The organism is Gordonia westfalica (assembly GCF_900105725.1).
Taxonomy (GTDB): Bacteria; Actinomycetota; Actinomycetes; order Mycobacteriales; family Mycobacteriaceae; genus Gordonia; species Gordonia westfalica.
The window spans coordinates 1,684,418-1,700,722 of record NZ_FNLM01000034.1 but is presented as its reverse complement, the minus strand read 5'-3'; the positions used below and the strand labels follow the sequence as shown (position 1 = coordinate 1,700,722).

Below are 16,305 nucleotides of genomic sequence, written 5' to 3'. Positions count from 1 at the left end.
CCGGCACCGGGATCCCCGGCCTGTCACTAGGGTGAAGGCCATGACCGTGGAACAGACCGGGGATCTCGGCAAGCTGCTCGCACTGCTCGACGTCGAACGCCGCGACGAGGACGTCTTCATCGGGCAGCACCCCGAGCAGGTCACCGCCCGCACCTTCGGCGGTCAGCTCCTCGGGCAGGGTGTGGTGGCGGCATCGCGCAGCCTCACCCGCGGCAACCCGCCGATCCACGCGCTGCACGCGCACTTCATCCGCGGTGGTGACGTCACCAAGCCGATGGAGTACCACGTCGACCGGTTCCGCGACGGCAAGTCCTTCGCGAACCGTCAGGTCACCGCGATGCAGGACGGCGAAGAGATCTTCACGATGCTGGTGGCGTTCCAGGACAACACGGCAGGCCTCGAGCATGCGGTGGAGATCCCGCAGGTGCCCTACCCGGAGGAGTTGCCCACTCTCGGTGAGCATTTCGAGGGCTACGAGGACCGCATCGCCACCTTCGTGAACGCCTTGCACCCCGTGGACATCCGGTTCGCGAACGACCCGAGCTGGAAAGCCAAGGAAGCCGGGCGCAAGCTCACCGACAACCGGGTCTGGATGAAGGCCGACGGCGTGATGCCCGACGACCCCGTGATGCACGTCGCCGCAATGTGTTACGCCTCCGACACCACGGTCCTCGACTCGATCATCACCACGCACGGACTCTCGTGGGGCATCGATCGCCTGTTCGCTGCGACCGTCAACCACTCGATGTGGTTCCACCGCGAGTTCCGGTTCGACGACTGGCTCCTGTACGCGACGCGTTCGCCGGTGGCGACCGGTTCGCGCGGCATGGGATCGGGACGATTCTGGATGCGCGACGGCACCCTCGCGACCTCGGTCGTCCAGGAAGCGTTGATCAAGTACTTCCCGCCCAAGAAGTGACGGGCCGGAAATGACCACAGGCCTCCAGATGTGGCTCGACCCGGGTCCGCAGCTACCGCGCCGGACCTGGCAGCGCAGGACGCGGGTTCCGGTCATCATCGGCACGACGATCGTGATGGTGCTGTTCGCCGTCGTCGCGATCGGCGCTCTGCTGTCGGGCGTGCTGCGGACCCCGACCTTCACCGCGAAGGGCGGGGTGGTCGCCGACTGCGCCACTGAGGTGACCGCGACGAGCGACGGCGGTCAGATCGCGCGCGGGGCACCGGTGGTCATCTACGACGCCGCGGGCGACGACGTGGCGAAGACGTCGCTGACCGGCTTCCTCCGCAGCGACACCGGCTGCCGGCTGACGTTCGAGGCCGACGGCGTGGAGTACACCGACGCCGGCTACGTGGTCCGCGTCGGCGATCGGTTCTCCCAGCCGGTCTCCACCGCCGCGCTCCAAGAGGGTGCGGTGCTCCGGCCCCTCGGCTGAGTTCGCGGGCTCCCACCGATCTCCCGCCGCGACATGGGCGGCGGTTGCCCGGACAGGCGGTGAACCGCGGGTTAAACTTCGCCGGATCATTGATGGGCCCGGACCCGTTGTGTCGATTGCTTCTTCGACGCTCCGCGTGCAGCCGGGCCGTGTCGTCGGCCGGTTTCCCGGCGGTGACGTCCGACCGTAGGGAGCGTGCGTGGAGTACAGCATCGACTGGGGCAACGAGGTGTGGGCGAGCCTCAAATGGCTGGCCATCGCGTTCGGGATCTCGGCGGCCGCGCTCCTCGTCGTCGGGTTCCTGCTCGCGCGTTTCAGCCGCTGGGGCAAACCGTTGTGGAGGGTCATCGGTGGGTTCTTCACCGATCCGGGCACCCGGCTCAAGGCGTGGGGTCTTGCCGCCCTCCTCACGGTGCTCGCGTTGCTCGGCGTGCGGCTCTCCGTGCTGTTCACCTACTTCGGCAACGACCTCTACACGGGTCTGCAGACAGCTGCCGAGGGACTGGCGACCGGTGGTCCGCAGGGGGATCAACTACTCCAGATGGGCAAGGACGCCTTCTGGCATTCCATGGCGGTGTTCGGCATCCTCGCCTCACTGCACGTGGTGCGCACGATGGTGGAGATCTACGTCGGTGCCGCCTTCGAGATCAACCTCCGCCAGTGGATGACGGGTGGGGCGGCCGCGGACTGGATGAAGGGTCTCGCCTTCTACCGCAACCGATTCGTCGACCTCAGCGCGGGTCCGATGCGACGCAGGCTGTTCCGGCGGACACCGGAACCGTCGCGCAAGGCCACCGACATCCATCCGGGCGTCGACAACCCCGACCAGCGCATCCAGGCCGACATCACCAACGTCGCGTCCGTCGGTTCCTCGCTGCTCTGGGGCGGCGGGGGTTCCTCAACCAACGGCGTACTGACGGCGCTCGCGTCCATCGTCTCCTTCACGAAGATCCTCTGGGACCTGTCGGGGCCGGTCACGCTCCTCGGCGTCGAGATCCCACGGATGATGATGTGGCTGGTGCTGGTGTATGTGCTCGTGACCAGCGTCGTGGCCTTCGGTATCGGTCGTCCCCTCATCCGGCTCAACTTCTGGCAGGAACGCCTCACCGCGAACTTCCGCTACGCACTCGTCCGGGTACGCGACGGCGCCGAGAACATCGCGTTCTACCGCGGAGAGCGAGTCGAGCACCAGGGTCTGATGGCGAGATTCGCGGAGGTCATCAAGAACTACTGGCGGATCGTCTACGTGAGGATCGCCTTCGTCGGCTGGAACTTCGTCGTCAGCCAGTTGGCGGTGGTCTTCCCGTACCTGGTGCAGATCCCGCGATTCTTCGAGGGTCAGATCAAACTCGGCGACATGCAGCAGACCGCGTCGGCCTTCGGCGAGATGCACGACGCCCTGTCGTTCTTCCGCAACGCGTACGACGACTTCACGGCACTCCGCGCCTCGATCATCCGTCTCGACGGTCTCGCCGATGCGGACACCAAATCACGTGCCCTGCCCGAGATCACGACCGTCGACCGGGACCGCGCGGTCCGTCTCGCCGACATCGACGTCAAGACCCCGAGCGGCGACGAGCTGATCCGCGCGCTCAACCTCTCGCTCGATCCCGGCGATGCGCTCGTCGTGAAGGGCCGTTCGGGAACGGGCAAGACGACCCTGCTGCGCGGCCTCGCCGGCCTGTGGCCGTTCATCGACGGCGAGTTCTCGCGTCCGCCGGGTTATCAATCGCTGTTCCTGTCCCAGATGCCCTACATCCCGCTCGGAGACCTGCGGACCGCCATCGCCTATCCGGCGCTGCCCGACGAGGTCGGCGACGAGGCGATCAAGCAGGCCCTGGAGACGGTCTTCCTGCCGCACCTCACGGGCCGACTGTACGACGAGGAGGACTGGGCGAAGGTCCTGTCGCCGGGTGAGCAGCAGCGGGTGGCCTTCGCCCGCATCCTGCTGACGAAGCCGCAGGCGGTGTTCATGGACGAGGCGACCTCCGCGGTCGACGAGGGTCTCGAGTATGCGCTGTACCGGCTGATCCGGACCGAGCTCCCGGAGACGATCCTGGTATCGGTCAGCCATCGCAGCACCACCGATCAGCACCACACCGAGGTGCTGGAACTGACCGGTGGCGGAGCCTGGACACTGTCGCCGATCGAGCAAGGTACTTCGCTCGACAAACGGTCTTGACCTGCAAATTCTCGATCGGGTCACCGTTTGACCTGAACTGAAACACGCGGCCTGCCGACTCGCTAGTGTGATGCCCACCACAACCATCGCACTGGCGAGTAGGGGCCCAGATGAGCGCATCAGACCTGATCACTTTTCCCCACGAGACCGGGGTCGATGTGTCGACGCTTCCGGCTGCGTTCCAGCAGACGGTCACCGTGCGTCCCGACGCCGTGGCGATCCGCACCGTCGGCGGTGCCCAGACGATCACCTGGTCGCAGTACGCCACCCGGGTCGAGGCGATCGCCGGCGGACTCGCGGCCCTCGGCATCGGACGCGGTGACACCGTCGGCATCATGCTGACCAACCGGCCGGAGTTCCATCTGGTCGACGCTGCCGCGCTGCATCTCGGCGCGGTGCCGTTCTCGATCTACAACACCAGCGCCCCCGACCAGATCGAGCACCTGTTCGGCAACGCCGAGAACACACTGGTGATCACCGAACAGGTGTTCCTGCCGGTGATCACCGCGGCGAACACCGGTGTCACCCGGATCGTGGTCGTCGACGGCACGGCCGACGGCACGACCTCACTCGACGAGGTCGAACACACCGCTCCGCCTACGGGTTTCGACTTCACCGCGACGTGGCAGGCGGTGACCCCCGATGACCTGGCGACCCTGATCTACACCTCCGGGACCACCGGGCCACCGAAGGGCGTCGAGATCACCCACCGCAACATCGTCGCCGAGATGGCCGCGCTGGCGGAGAAGGTCGACGTGGGGTTCGACGACCGCGCGATCTCCTATCTGCCGGCCGCCCACATCGCCGACCGGGTGTCGTCGCATGCCGCGAACATGATGCGCGGCATGCAGATCACCACGGTCCCGGACCCTCGCGAGATCGCCGCGGCTCTGCCCGAGGTGCACCCGACGTTCTTCTTCGGGGTTCCACGGGTGTGGCAGAAGATCCGGGCCGGCATCGAGGCGAAGCTCGCCGAGGAGTCCAGTCCGGTCAAGCGAACGCTCGCCGGTTGGGCCTTCGGCGCGGGAGCCGCCGTTGCCCGGGCACAGATCGAGGGCACCGGGGTGGGCGTCCTCGGCAGGGCCCAGCACGGCCTCGCCGACCGGCTGGTGCTGCACAAGGTGCGCGCCGCGCTCGGCCTGGACCAGGTGAAGTTCGCCGGCTCGGGAGCCGCGGCGATCCCGCCGGAGGTGCTGACGTTCTTCCTGGGCCTGGGAATCCCGATCCTCGAGGTGTGGGGGATGTCGGAGACCACCGGTGTGTCGACGATGACCACGCCCGACAACCTCAAGATAGGCACCGTCGGCCCACCGATACGTGGCATGGAGGTCAGGCTCGCCGAGGACGGAGAGCTGCTCGTCCGCGGCCCCGTGGTGATGCGCGGCTACCGCAAACAACCCGAGAAGACGGCCGAGACGATCGATGCCGATGGCTGGTTGTCGACCGGCGACATCGCGAAGATCGATGACGACGGCAACGTGACCATCGTCGACCGCAAGAAGGAACTCATCATCAACGAGTCCGGAAAGAACATGTCGCCCACCAACATCGAGAACGCGATGAAGGCGGCGTCGTCGTTGATCAGTCAGGTGGCCGCGATCGGCGACGCGAAGCCGTACGTCTCCGCTCTGGTGGTCCTCGACCCGGAGGTCGCGGCGGCGCGGGCCACCAAGTTGAATCTCCCGGGCGCAGAGCTCGCCGAGTTGTCCGTGCATCCCCAAGTCGTGGAGGAGGTCTCGACCGCGATCCGTACCGCCAACGGAAAGCTGTCCCGGGTGGAACAGGTCAAACGTTTCACCATCGTCCCCGCGGCCTGGGAGCCGGGCGGTGACGAGCTGACCCCGACGATGAAACTGCGCCGTACTCCGATCGCCACGAAGTACGCGACCGAGATCGGTGCTCTGTACGCAACGCAGCCCGGCGACACAGTGGTGGATCTGCGGTCATGACCGCCGGGAACCCGGACACCGGGAGCCGGGATGCGGCCGACGATCGTGAACTCGGTCCGGTCGACTACATCGTCGTGGAGTGGGCGGGCAAGCAGCCCACGGGTGAGGCGTTGCCCTACCTGATGGACCTGGTCGACCGGGGCATCGTGCGGATCATCGACATCGCCTTCGTCACCAAGGGGGCCGACGGAACGGTTGCCGAGATCGAGATCAGCGAACTGGGCGTGGAGTTCGCGATCTTCGACGGCGCGTCGACGTCGATCCTCGACCACGCCGACATCGCCGAAGCGGCGTCCGTGCTCGAACCCGGTTCCAGCGCAGCCGTTCTCGTGTGGGAGAACCTGTGGGCCGCGCCATTCGCCACGGCGGTGCGCAACAATGGTGGGCGTCTCGTCGCGTCGGGCCGGATCCCGGTCGAAGCGCTACTCGAAACCCTCGACGCGGTCGAGGAATCATGAAGGGACATACGTCATGCCAGGACTGATCCGCGGCGTCGCCCGCACGGCGGTCATCTCCGGTACCGCGACCGCGGTGAGCAACCGGGTGTCCCGACGCCAGGCGAGCCGATGGGCGCAACAGGGGACCGTGACCCAACAGGATCCGCGTGCGCAGCAGTATCCCGAACCCCAGTACGCGCCGACCCCGCAGCCTCAGGCGGCGCCGGCCGCCCCGCCGAGCGCGGTCGACACGATCTCGGCGCTCAAGGAACTCGGCGCGCTCTACCAGCAGGGCATCCTCACCGAGGCCGAGTTCGCCGCGCAGAAGGCCAAGATCCTCGGGAGCTGAGGAGCGGTCAGGACTCGATGGTGAGATCGTCTGCGCCGTAGAGGTTCTCGAGTTCGTCCTGACGCGAGGTGTCCTTGAGCGCCACGCCCGAGCGGCCGAGTTTGCGGGCGCCGTCGACGAGGGCTGCGGTGATCCGCGCGGCGACGTCGTACTGCAGTCCGTCCGGTGGGTGGATGTTGGAGATGCAGTTGCGGTCGGCGTCGGTGCGTCCCGGCCGGGGTAGATGGGTCAGGTAGATACCGAGGCTGTCGGCGACCGAGAGTCCGGGTCGCTCACCGATGATCACGATGAGCGTGGTGACGCCGAGCGCCTCGCCGATGTGGTCGCCGAGTGCAACGCGCGCCTGCGTGGCGATCACCGGCGGAGCGACCGAGTAACGGCCGTCGAACGCATCGAGTAGTGCGGCCACCAGCCCGTGGCCGTGGTCGACGACCGCGCGGGGGGACAGGCCGTCGGCGATGACGATCCCGATGTCGGCGCCGGATTCGGTGAGTTGGGAGAGGTCTTCGGGTATCCGGCCGAGGTCGGGTCGGCGTAGGTACTGGCCGCGATCGGCTGCCCGGCTCGTCACGGTGACCGGGGTGCCGACGCCGAGATCGGCGAGGGTGTCGGTGATCGCGGCTGGGTCGAGGGGCTGGTGTACGGCGTCCCGTGCGGCGGCGTGTGCCGCCTGGAACTCCAGCACGCGACGTGATGGCAGCGAGTTGCCCGCACGTCCCAGCCCGATGCGCGCCTGGGTGGTTCGGCGCATCGATGCCCAGGCGTCGGTGCCGGTGGGATCGGCGGAGTGTTCCGGTGTGCTCATCGGCCTGCCGCCAACGGCAGGAGCGGGGAGGTGGCCGGATCGACCGGAAGGATCCGGCCGTCGGTGTCGGAGATGCCGAGTCGGGTCAGCCACGCTTCGAATTCCGGGGCGGGGCGCAGCCGGAGTGCCTGGCGGACGTAGAGCGCGTCGTGGAAGGCCAGGCTCTGGTAGCCGAGCATCACGTCGTCGGCGCCGGGCACGGCGATGACGAAGGCGGCGCCGGCGGCGCCGAGCAGGGTGAGCAGAGTGTCCATGTCGTCCTGGTCGGCCTCGGCATGGTTGGTGTAGCAGACGTCGACGCCCATCGGGAGCCCGAGGAGCTTGCCGCAGAAGTGGTCTTCGAGTCCGGCGCGGATGATCTGCTTGCCGTCGTAGAGGTATTCGGGGCCGATGAATCCGACGACGGTGTTGATCAGGAACGGATCCAGTGCGCGGGCGACCGCGTAGGCCCTCGTTTCGAGGGTCTGCTGATCGACGGGTTTGCCGCCGGTGCCGAGGTGGGCGCCTGCGGACAACGCCGATCCCTGACCGGTTTCCAGGTACATGACGTTGTCGCCGACCGTGCCGCGGTGCAGGGACCGGCCGGCGTCGTTGGCCTCCTGCAGGATCGACAGGTTCACGCCGAATCCCGTGTTGGCTCCCTCGGTCCCGGCGATCGACTGGAACACCAGGTCCACGGGGACGCCCTGGCCGATGAGGTCGATGGTGGTGGTGACGTGGGAGAGCACGCAGGACTGCATGGGGATCTCGAACCGGCGGCGGATGTCGTCGAGCATGTGGAGCAGGTCGGCGGTTGCCTGTGGTGAGTCCGATGCCGGGTTGATCCCGATCACCGCATCGCCGCATCCCATCAGCAGTCCGTCGAGGGTGGCGGCGGCGATTCCGCGCGGATCGTCGGTGGGGTGGTTGGGTTGCAGGCGGGTGGCGATCCGGCCCGGGAGTCCGATCGTGGTGCGGAAGGCCGAGGTCACCCGGATGGCCGATGCCACCAGGATGAGGTCCTGGTTGCGCATGATCTTCGATGTGGCGGCGGCCATCTCGGGTGTGACGGCGGGGGAGATGCGGGCGATGCGTTCGGCGGCGTCGGGACGGGTGGAGATCTCGAGCAACCAGTCGCGGAACCCGCCGACGGTCAGGTGGGAGATCTCGGCGAAGGCCGCGCGATCGTGGGTGTCGATGATGAGGCGGGTGACCTCGTCCGATTCGTAGGGGACCAGCAGATCGTCGAGAAACGTCGACAGGGGCACGTCGGCCAATTGCCATGCCGCGGCGGCGCGTTCGGCGTCGGATATCGCGGCGCAGCCGGCCAGTTCGTCACCGGAGCGGCGGGGGGTGGCCTTCGCCATGAGTTCGACGAGGCCGTCGAACTCATGGGTCGTGCCGGAGATGGTCTGGGTGAATCTCATGGTCCGTAGAAGTCTAGGTTAGGCGGACCGGCCGCGCACGGCGAACGAACTGCCCGGACAGCCACCTGTCGGGGAGTGACCCTTGACACACTTCTTCCGATGAATGTACGTTCACTCATATCACCACAGCAGTTCACAGCATTGCTCTGGGAGATCGAGAAACAGCCGTTGACCACTGCAGACGCCCGCATACGGATGCACCCCGGGCGATTCCCCACCACAAGGAGTGAGCAGGATGGATTACGAAGACATCGACTACACGGTCGAGGGGCCCACCGCGATCATCACGATGAACCGGTCGCAGAGGTACAACGCCTTCCGGGCCAAGACCGTGGAGGAGATGATCAACGCCTTTCGTCGCGCCTGGGCCGACGCCGGCGTTCAGGTGGTGATCCTCACCGGAGCCGGTGAGAAGGCGTTCTGCACCGGTGGTGATGTCAAGCAGCGTGCGGAGACCGGCGACTACGGCCCCAGCGAGAGCGGCATGTTCGAGATCGGCAACCTGCACAAGACGATTCGCGACATCCCGAAACCGGTCATCGCCGCGGTCAACGGACTCGCCATCGGCGGCGGACATGTCCTGCACGTACTGTGCGACCTCACCATCGCCGCCGACACGGCGCGCTTCGGTCAGTCCGGACCCAAGGTCGGCTCCTTCGACGCCGGCTTCGGCTCGGCGTTCCTGGCCCGCGTCGTGGGGGAGAAACGGGCCCGCGAGATCTGGTACCTGTGCCGCCAATACGACGCCGAGACCGCCGAACGGTGGGGCCTGGTGAACTGGGTCGTCCCGGCCGCCGACCTGCTCGACGAAGCGAAGAAGATCGCCGCCGAGATCGCCGAGAAGTCGCCCACCACCCTGCGCTTCCTGAAGCAGAGCTTCAATGCGGACACCGATCATCAGGCCGGTCTCTCCAACCTCGCGATGAGTGCGCTGGACCTCTTCACCCATCACACCGAGGAGGGGGCCGAGGGGGCGCGGGCCTTCGCCGAGAAGCGCAGGCCCGAGTTCAACAAGTTCGCCGCCATCTGATCGGCGAGAGAGGACACCGAAACCGATGAGCTCCAACAGTATTGCCGTCGTCACCGGGGCCGGATCGGGTATCGGCAAGGCCATCGCCCTGGGCTTCGCGGCTCAGGGGATCACGGTGATCGCCGCCGATCTCGACCTCGACGCCGCCAAACGCACCGCCGAGGGCACCACGTCGATCGTGCCGATGGTCGTCGACGTGGCAGACCGTGCGATGGTCGACGAACTCCGGGACGCCGTCACCGGGGAGGTGGGCGTCCCCGACATCCTGGTCAACGCTGCCGGCTGGGACCGAACAGATCAGTTCCTCAACGCCACAACCGAATTCGCCGAGAAGGTGGTGGCGATCAATTACCTCGGTCCGGTTCACACGGCCAGCGCGTTCCTGCCCGGCATGGTCGAGGCGTCGAAAGCCGACGGCTGGCAGGGCGGCCGCGTCATCAACCTCGCTTCCGACGCAGGTCGGGTCGGGTCGGCCGGCGAGTCGATCTACGCCGGAGCGAAAGGTGGCGTCATCGCCCTCTCCAAGTCGCTCGCACGAGAGATGGCCCGATACCAGATCACCGTCAACGCGGTCTGCCCCGGACCCACCGACACCCCGTTGTTCCAGGCGCAGCCGGACAAACTGAAAGAGGCTCTCGTGAAGGCGATCCCGTTCCGTCGCCTCGCTCGCCCCGACGAGGTGGCCGCACCGGTCCTGTTCTTCGCCTCACCCGCGGCGTCGTTCATCACCGGTCAGGTGATCAGCGTCAGCGGCGGACTCACCATGGCCGGCTGACCGGCCCGCCACCCACACCCGGATCGACTCGACCACGCAGGGAACCGACATGGCATACGTCTACGACGCGCACGCGTACCGCAGTTTCTTCGAGAACGAGTTCACCTATCTGAACGGATTCCGCCGCAACGTCACCCGCTACGCCGGTGAGGTGGCGATGATCGACCCCCCGGCCGACCGGCAGTGGACCTACGCGGAACTCGGGTCGGCGGTGGATGCACTCGCGGCCGGTCTCGCCGGCCGCGGGGTGGCCGACGGTGATGTGGTGGGCTATCAGCTGCTGAACGGTCCGGAGTTCGCCCAGCTCTACCTGGCGACGCAGGCGGCGGGAGCGGTCGGTTCCCCGGTGAACTTCCGTCTCGCGGCGGGTGAGACCGCGGTCATCCTCGACATCAGCCGGCCGAAGGTCTATGTCTACGACACCGGCCTCGGTGCCATGGTCGGTGAGGCGATCTCGCGCGCCGATCACACACCGGAGCTGCTTGTCGGAGTCGGGGAGGGCGAACTCGTCAGCGGCGAAGCCGTTGCGGGCGCGGTGTCGATCCGCTTCGCCGACCTGCCCGTGGCCGGCGTTGTGCCGCCGACGGTTTCGCGGGGCGTCTTCGACGAGACCACCCGGCTGTACACCTCCGGGACGACCGGCATGCCCAAGGCGGTGCCGATGAACTCCGCCATCGAGATCTTCTCGGCGCACGACGTGATCATGCACTTCCCGCTGTCCCCGGACGACCGGACACTCAACATGACGCCGTGGTTCCACCGCGGCGGCCTCTACTGCGCAGGCCCCAATCCGTCGTTCTACCTGGGCTCCTCGGTCATCCCGATGCGCACTTTCGACGCGGAGCTGACCCTCGACTGGGTGGAGAGGTACCGGTTGACGTTCCTCATCGGTGCCCCGACCAACCTGGCGATGCTCGCCACCGCCCAGTCGGCCGACCCGCGCGACCTCTCGAGTCTGCGCGGCATCGTCACGATGGGCGCGCCGCTCGAACGGGAGGCCGCGCTGCGCTATCAGGAAGTGCTCACCCCGCGGATCTTCAACGGCTACGGCAGCACCGAGGGATTCTGGAACACCTTCCTCCGGCCCGACGACCTCCCCGAGCACGCCGGTACGGCCGGACGGGCCTGCATCGACGACGACGTCCGCGTCGTGCGGGTCCACGACGACGGACATCTGGCGAGCCCGGACGAGGTCGTCGCCCGCGACGGTGAGGAAGTCGGCGAGGTCATCATCCGATCGCCCAAATGCGCGGCCGCGTACTACGCCTCACCACAACAGGAGAAGGCCAAGTACAACGGCAGCTGGCTGCACATCGGCGATCTGGCCACCTGGGATGCCGGCGAGTTCGTCACCATCGTCGGCCGCAAGGACGACATGCTCCTGTCCGGCGGCGAGAACGTCCACCCGGTCCAGGTCGAGGAGGCGCTGAACGGGCATCCGGGCGTGGCGGATTCACTCGTGGTCGGGGTCCCAGACCAGCGGTGGGGAAGCCTCGTCGTCGCCTACATCCTGCCCGCCGACGGGGATGTGCCCACTCCGGAGGACCTGGACGCCTATTGCCGCGCGCATCCGATGCTGTCGAGTTTCAAACGTCCACGGGCCTACCGCATCGTCGAATCGCTACCCGTGTCGGCGACCGGGAAGAAGCTGCATTACAAGGCCACCGAATCCGCCGCGCGGGAGATGGCCGACGGCGAGTTCGTCGCGCCGGCCACCGACCGCGTCCACGGCTGACACACCCGAACGGAAGAAGCGATGTCCTCACTGACCCATGACCTCGAACACAAGCACTTCCGCGAGACGGTCAGACGCTTTGTGACCGAACAGATCACCCCCGCGCACGCCGACTGGGAGAACGCCGGGCAATGGGACCGCGGCCTCTTCGTCGACGCGGGTGAGAACGGACTGCTCGGCTTTCCCGTACCCGAACGGTTCGGCGGCCCCGGCGTCGACGACTTCCGGTACAACGCCATCCTGATCGACGAGGTGGCCCGCACCGGTGCAGCCGCCGAGGCCATCGCGTTCTCCCTGCAGAACGACGTGGTACTGCCGTACCTGACCGAGCTGACCACCGACGAGCAGAAGGCACGGTGGCTGCCCGGGGTCGTCGGCGGCGACACCGTGCTGGGTATCGCGATGACCGAACCCGGCGCGGGCAGTGACCTCACCGGCATTCGTACCTCCGCGGTCCGCGACGGCGACCACTACGTCGTCAACGGTGCGAAGACGTTCATCTCCAACGGACGCAACGGCGACCTCTTCGTCGTCGCTACCCGGACAGGCCCCGACAAGCACAAGGGGCTCACCCTTTTCGTCGTCGAGGCGGACACTCCCGGCTTCGTCCGAGGGCGCAAGCTCGACAAGATCGGCCTGCACGCACAGGACACCAGCGAGCTGTCCTTCGAAGACATGCGCGTTCCCGCGGCCAATCGGCTGGGTGAGGAGGGGCAGGGCTTCTATCAGCTCGTCCGCAACCTCCCGCAGGAGCGGTTGTCGCTGGCCATCGGTGCGGTCGCGGCCGCCGAGGGCACCTTCGCGCGCACGCTGGAGTACGTGCGGGAGCGCACCGCATTCGGATCGCCGATCTCGTCGTTCCAGAACACCCAGTTCGTCGCCGCCGAACTGGCGACCGAACTCGACATCGCCCGTACGTTCCTCGACGACTGCATCGCCGAACACGTCGCCGGTGAGTTGACGCCGGCGCGGGCCGCGAAACTCAAGTGGTGGGCCACCGAACTGCAGGTACGCACCGCCGACCGGTGCCTGCAACTGCACGGTGGTTATGGATACATGCGTGAGTATCCGGTGTCGCGGGCGTTCGTCGACGCCCGGATCCAGACCATCTACGGCGGCACCACCGAGATCATGAAGACGATCGTCGCCAAGGACCTCGGTCTGTAGGACTTGTACAGTGTGTGAACGCTGATTCAGCGGACCGGGTCATCCCGGTGGTCGGAATCGGTGGTCACGAGCGGATCAGAAGGAAGTACAGCGATGGCGAAACCCGCGACAGCGAGGTCGTCGGCCGACCTGGCCGTCGAGGAGGCGGTGCGCGCGGTGCGTATCTCCACCCGCCGCCGTCAGCTTCTCGACGCGGCCGTGAAGGTCATGGAGCGCACCGGCTTTCACCAGATGTCGATGCAGGCCCTGGCCGAGGAGGCTCAGGTCAGCGTCGGCTTGTTCTACAAGTACTTCGGTGGCAAGGAAGAGATCCTGCTGGCCGCGATCGTCGACATCCTCGAAGCCTTCCGCGATCAGCTGCAGCCGGCCATGGACCGCGCCGGTGACGACCCCGTCGAACAGCTGATCGCCGGTTTCCGTCAGTACGCGACGATCGTCGACGAGAACCGCGACGCCGTCGTGCTGACCTATCGGGAGAGTCGCACGCTCGACGCCGCGGGCCGGGAGCGGATCAAGGAGCTCGAGGTCGAGACCTCCGCGCCGATGCGGGCGGCGGTCACCGCCGGTGTCGAGGCCGGGCTCATCGCCGACGTCGACGCCGACCTGGTGGTCTTCGACCTCATGATGCTCGCGCACGGGTGGGCGCTCAAACACTGGCATTTCGCCCCCGGATACGACCTCGACGCGTACGTCTCGGCCCAGCTCCGGTTCGCACTGCAGTCCCTCGTCGTCGAGGACGCCCTACCGAAGTACCTCGCCCGACTCTGAGTTGGCTCCCGATCCCGCCTGTGCGCCGAGCGCCCGCGCATAGCTGCCCATCGCGCGACCCGCGGCGAGGAGGGGATCGGTGGAACGCTGGGTCCGGGCAACGATGAACGCGCCCTCGAGTGCCGAGACCACCGCGGACATCAACGAGCGGGCATCGGCAGGGGCGAGGCCGCGCGCGGCGAACAGTCCGGTGCCGGCGTCGATCCACGAGGATATGACCTCGGCGGCGACTTCTCGCAGGGCGGGTTCGGCATCGGCGATCTCGCCGGCGACGGTCCCGACGGGACACATGTTCAGCCAGCCGCCCTGCTCGATGGTCTCCGCCGCGGCGACGAACGCCGCCTCGATCCCCTCCGCGGGATCGTCGTAGGGGGCCAGGAGCATGCCGACCAGCTCGCCGTAGGCGGCGCCCGATTGTCGTAGAGCGGCGGCCGCGACGTCGCGCTTGCCGCCGGCGAAGTGGTGGTAGATCGATCCGATGGGGGCGTCGGCTGCTTCGACGACCTGTTTGATGCCGGTCGCCGCGTACCCCTGCCGGCGCAGGAGCTCGGCCATCGCCACGGCGATGCGTTCATCGGTCTTCACCCTGGCCATTCTAGAGCAACTATTCTAGAGTGATCGTTCTAGAGGCTGTCCGGTCTCGTGTCGAGGTGAGGAGCGAGTGGCATGACCGAGCTCAACCGGGTGGGGAGCGCCGAGGCGGGCGCCCTGAAACGAATCGAGACGCCGGCCGGCACTGTCGAGTATGCGGAGGACGGAGCGGGGCCGCCCGTGGTCCTCCTGCATGGACTGCTCATGGACCACACGGTGTGGGATGACGTGATCCCATTGCTGCCGAAGGGGTTTCGCTACATCCGGCCCGTGCTGCCGCTCGGGTCGCACCGCGTCCCGCTGCACGACGACGCGGATCTGTCGATGGACGGGATGGTGGGGCTGGTCGCCGACGTGCTCGACGCCCTCGATCTGCGTGACGTGACCCTCGTGCACTCCGATTGGGGCGGTTCACTGTTCCTGACCGCTCTCGGCCGTGACCAACGCGTCGCGCGGATGGTGATCCTCCCGTGCGAGGCCTTCGAGAACTTCCCGCCGGGCCTGCCCGGCAAGATGGCGACCCTGGCCGTACGGCTACCGGGAGGTATCACCCTCGCGGCCCGTCAACTGCGGATCGGCTGGTTGCGGCGACTGCCGATGCTCTGGGGGTGGATGATCAACCGGCCCGTCGACAACGAGCGGATGCGCCGGTGGACCGACCCGGTTCTCAACGATCCACGCATCCGGCGTGATGTCACCAAGTACGCCACCACGTCTTTCGATTCCGCCGAACTCATCCGAAAGACCGAGGCGCTCAGGGATTTCGATGGGGAGGTGCTCGTCCTGTGGTCGCCCGACAACAAGGTGATGCCGCCGGCCCACGGTCCTCGCCTCGCCGAGTTGACACCGCGTGGCCGTTACGCCGAGATCCCCGGCGCGGCGGTGCTGTCGATGCTCGACGAGCCTGCGGCCGTCGCCCGCGAGATCGGTGGGTTCCTCACTGCCGCAGCGTCCCGCGGGTAGTCATTCCGGCGGCGAGGGGTCAGGGACCTTCGATCTTGAAGCCCACCTTCAGCGTGACCTGGAAGTGTGCGATCTGGCCGTCCTCGATGTGGCCGCGGGTTTCGGTCACCTCGAACCAGTCGAGATGATTGACCGTCTGCGACGCACGGGCGATGGCGTTCCGGATCGCCTCGTCGGTGCCGGACTTGGCCGAACCGACCACTTCGATGACCCGATACACGTTGTCGGACAAGGCTGCTCCCTCCATTGGTGCCGGTCCGGTCGCCTCGTGGGTGGCCGGTCCGCCTCACGGGTGACCTCGTTTCTGTCTACCCCTAAGATGCGGGGAATGAACACCGAATCGGCAAACCGTGATCCCGACGCGCGGTGTCCATGTCTGTCCGGCCATCCGTTCGGCGAATGCTGCGGTCCCGTCCTCGCCGGTGAGCGCGCCGCACCGACCGCCGAAGCGCTGATGCGATCACGCTTCACCGCTTTCGCCCTCGGCGATCGCAACCACCTGCTGCTCAGCTGGCACCCCGACACCCGTCCCGACGATCTCGAACTCGACGAGGACATGCGCTGGTACCGCCTCGACGTCGAGTCGACGAACGGTGGATCGCCGTTCGACACCGACGGGGAGGTCACCTTCACCGCCTACTACCGGCACGGGTCCGAGAAGGGCTCGCTGCACGAGCGGAGCCGTTTCTCGCGCCACGACGGCCGGTGGGTCTACCTCGACGGGGTCGTGTCCTGATCCCGTCGGTGTCGGTAC

Annotated in this window: 17 protein-coding genes; 13 read left to right on the top strand and 4 right to left on the bottom strand. The window is 67.2% G+C overall.

Features of this window, described 5'->3' with window-relative positions:
• Window positions 1-40: 40 nt before the first annotated feature.
• The 6 genes from BLU62_RS13150 to BLU62_RS13125 all read left to right on the top strand — a co-directional run bounded on the left by BLU62_RS13150 (window position 41) and on the right by BLU62_RS13125 (window position 6,311).
• On the top strand, window positions 41-919 hold the full coding sequence (locus BLU62_RS13150) for an acyl-CoA thioesterase (protein ID WP_074852883.1): 879 nt from the start codon (window positions 41-43) through the stop codon (window positions 917-919).
• A 10-nt stretch (window positions 920-929) separates the two neighbouring features.
• Window positions 930-1,394, top strand: a complete 465-nt coding sequence (locus tag BLU62_RS13145) for a hypothetical protein (RefSeq protein WP_074849983.1) — start codon at window positions 930-932, stop codon at window positions 1,392-1,394.
• A gap of 199 nt (window positions 1,395-1,593) precedes the next feature.
• On the top strand, window positions 1,594-3,576 hold the full coding sequence (locus BLU62_RS13140; protein WP_074849982.1) for an ABC transporter ATP-binding protein/permease: 1,983 nt from the start codon (window positions 1,594-1,596) through the stop codon (window positions 3,574-3,576).
• Between the two features lie 110 nt (window positions 3,577-3,686).
• Complete coding sequence (locus BLU62_RS13135) at window positions 3,687-5,525, top strand: AMP-dependent synthetase/ligase (RefSeq protein ID WP_074849981.1); 1,839 nt, start codon at window positions 3,687-3,689, stop codon at window positions 5,523-5,525.
• The gene (locus tag BLU62_RS13130) at window positions 5,522-5,983 is read left to right on the top strand and encodes a DUF6325 family protein (protein WP_074849980.1); all 462 of its coding nucleotides are present in this window, start codon (window positions 5,522-5,524) and stop codon (window positions 5,981-5,983) included. The genes BLU62_RS13135 and BLU62_RS13130 overlap by 4 nt, the downstream gene beginning before the upstream one ends.
• Before the next feature lie 13 nt (window positions 5,984-5,996).
• Complete coding sequence (locus BLU62_RS13125; protein WP_074849979.1) at window positions 5,997-6,311, top strand: SHOCT domain-containing protein; 315 nt, start codon at window positions 5,997-5,999, stop codon at window positions 6,309-6,311.
• A gap of 7 nt (window positions 6,312-6,318) precedes the next feature.
• On the opposite strand, the gene eutC is transcribed toward BLU62_RS13125, so the two are convergent.
• On the bottom strand, window positions 6,319-7,116 hold the full coding sequence (gene eutC, locus BLU62_RS13120) for an ethanolamine ammonia-lyase subunit EutC (RefSeq protein WP_074849978.1): 798 nt from the start codon (window positions 7,114-7,116) through the stop codon (window positions 6,319-6,321).
• On the bottom strand, window positions 7,113-8,522 hold the full coding sequence (locus BLU62_RS13115) for an ethanolamine ammonia-lyase subunit EutB (RefSeq protein ID WP_074849977.1): 1,410 nt from the start codon (window positions 8,520-8,522) through the stop codon (window positions 7,113-7,115). Before BLU62_RS13115 ends, eutC begins: the two co-directional genes overlap by 4 nt.
• A gap of 235 nt (window positions 8,523-8,757) precedes the next feature.
• Between BLU62_RS13115 and BLU62_RS13110 the strand changes: the two genes are divergently transcribed.
• From BLU62_RS13110 to BLU62_RS13090, 5 genes are all read left to right on the top strand, one after another.
• Window positions 8,758-9,552, top strand: a complete 795-nt coding sequence (locus BLU62_RS13110; RefSeq protein ID WP_074849976.1) for an enoyl-CoA hydratase-related protein — start codon at window positions 8,758-8,760, stop codon at window positions 9,550-9,552.
• A gap of 25 nt (window positions 9,553-9,577) precedes the next feature.
• Window positions 9,578-10,327, top strand: a complete 750-nt coding sequence (locus tag BLU62_RS13105) for an SDR family NAD(P)-dependent oxidoreductase (protein ID WP_074849975.1) — start codon at window positions 9,578-9,580, stop codon at window positions 10,325-10,327.
• A 49-nt stretch (window positions 10,328-10,376) separates the two neighbouring features.
• Window positions 10,377-12,062 carry a class I adenylate-forming enzyme family protein gene (locus BLU62_RS13100; RefSeq protein WP_074849974.1) on the top strand — a complete coding sequence of 562 codons (1,686 nt, stop codon included), beginning with the start codon at window positions 10,377-10,379 and terminating at the stop codon, window positions 12,060-12,062.
• 21 nt (window positions 12,063-12,083) lie between these two features.
• Entirely contained in the window at window positions 12,084-13,229 is a 1,146-nt protein-coding gene (locus tag BLU62_RS13095; protein ID WP_074849973.1) for an acyl-CoA dehydrogenase family protein, read from the top strand.
• 93 nt (window positions 13,230-13,322) lie between these two features.
• Window positions 13,323-13,997, top strand: a complete 675-nt coding sequence (locus BLU62_RS13090) for a TetR/AcrR family transcriptional regulator (RefSeq protein ID WP_074849972.1) — start codon at window positions 13,323-13,325, stop codon at window positions 13,995-13,997.
• Here BLU62_RS13090 and BLU62_RS13085 read toward each other — a convergent pair.
• Window positions 13,971-14,591: a TetR/AcrR family transcriptional regulator gene (locus BLU62_RS13085; protein ID WP_074849971.1), complete on the bottom strand. Its 621-nt coding sequence runs from the start codon at window positions 14,589-14,591 to the stop codon at window positions 13,971-13,973. The two genes, BLU62_RS13090 and BLU62_RS13085, sit on opposite strands and share 27 nt — an antisense overlap.
• Before the next feature lie 72 nt (window positions 14,592-14,663).
• Between BLU62_RS13085 and BLU62_RS13080 the strand changes: the two genes are divergently transcribed.
• Window positions 14,664-15,551, top strand: a complete 888-nt coding sequence (locus tag BLU62_RS13080) for an alpha/beta fold hydrolase (protein WP_074849970.1) — start codon at window positions 14,664-14,666, stop codon at window positions 15,549-15,551.
• 19 nt (window positions 15,552-15,570) lie between these two features.
• Here BLU62_RS13080 and BLU62_RS13075 read toward each other — a convergent pair whose 3' ends face one another.
• Window positions 15,571-15,783 carry a dodecin gene (locus tag BLU62_RS13075; protein WP_074852882.1) on the bottom strand — a complete coding sequence of 71 codons (213 nt, stop codon included), beginning with the start codon at window positions 15,781-15,783 and terminating at the stop codon, window positions 15,571-15,573.
• A 96-nt stretch (window positions 15,784-15,879) separates the two neighbouring features.
• Between BLU62_RS13075 and BLU62_RS13070 the strand changes: the two genes are divergently transcribed.
• Window positions 15,880-16,287, top strand: coding sequence for a YchJ family protein (locus BLU62_RS13070; RefSeq protein WP_074849969.1), 408 nt, complete (start codon window positions 15,880-15,882; stop codon window positions 16,285-16,287).
• Window positions 16,288-16,305: the final 18 nt, after the last annotated feature.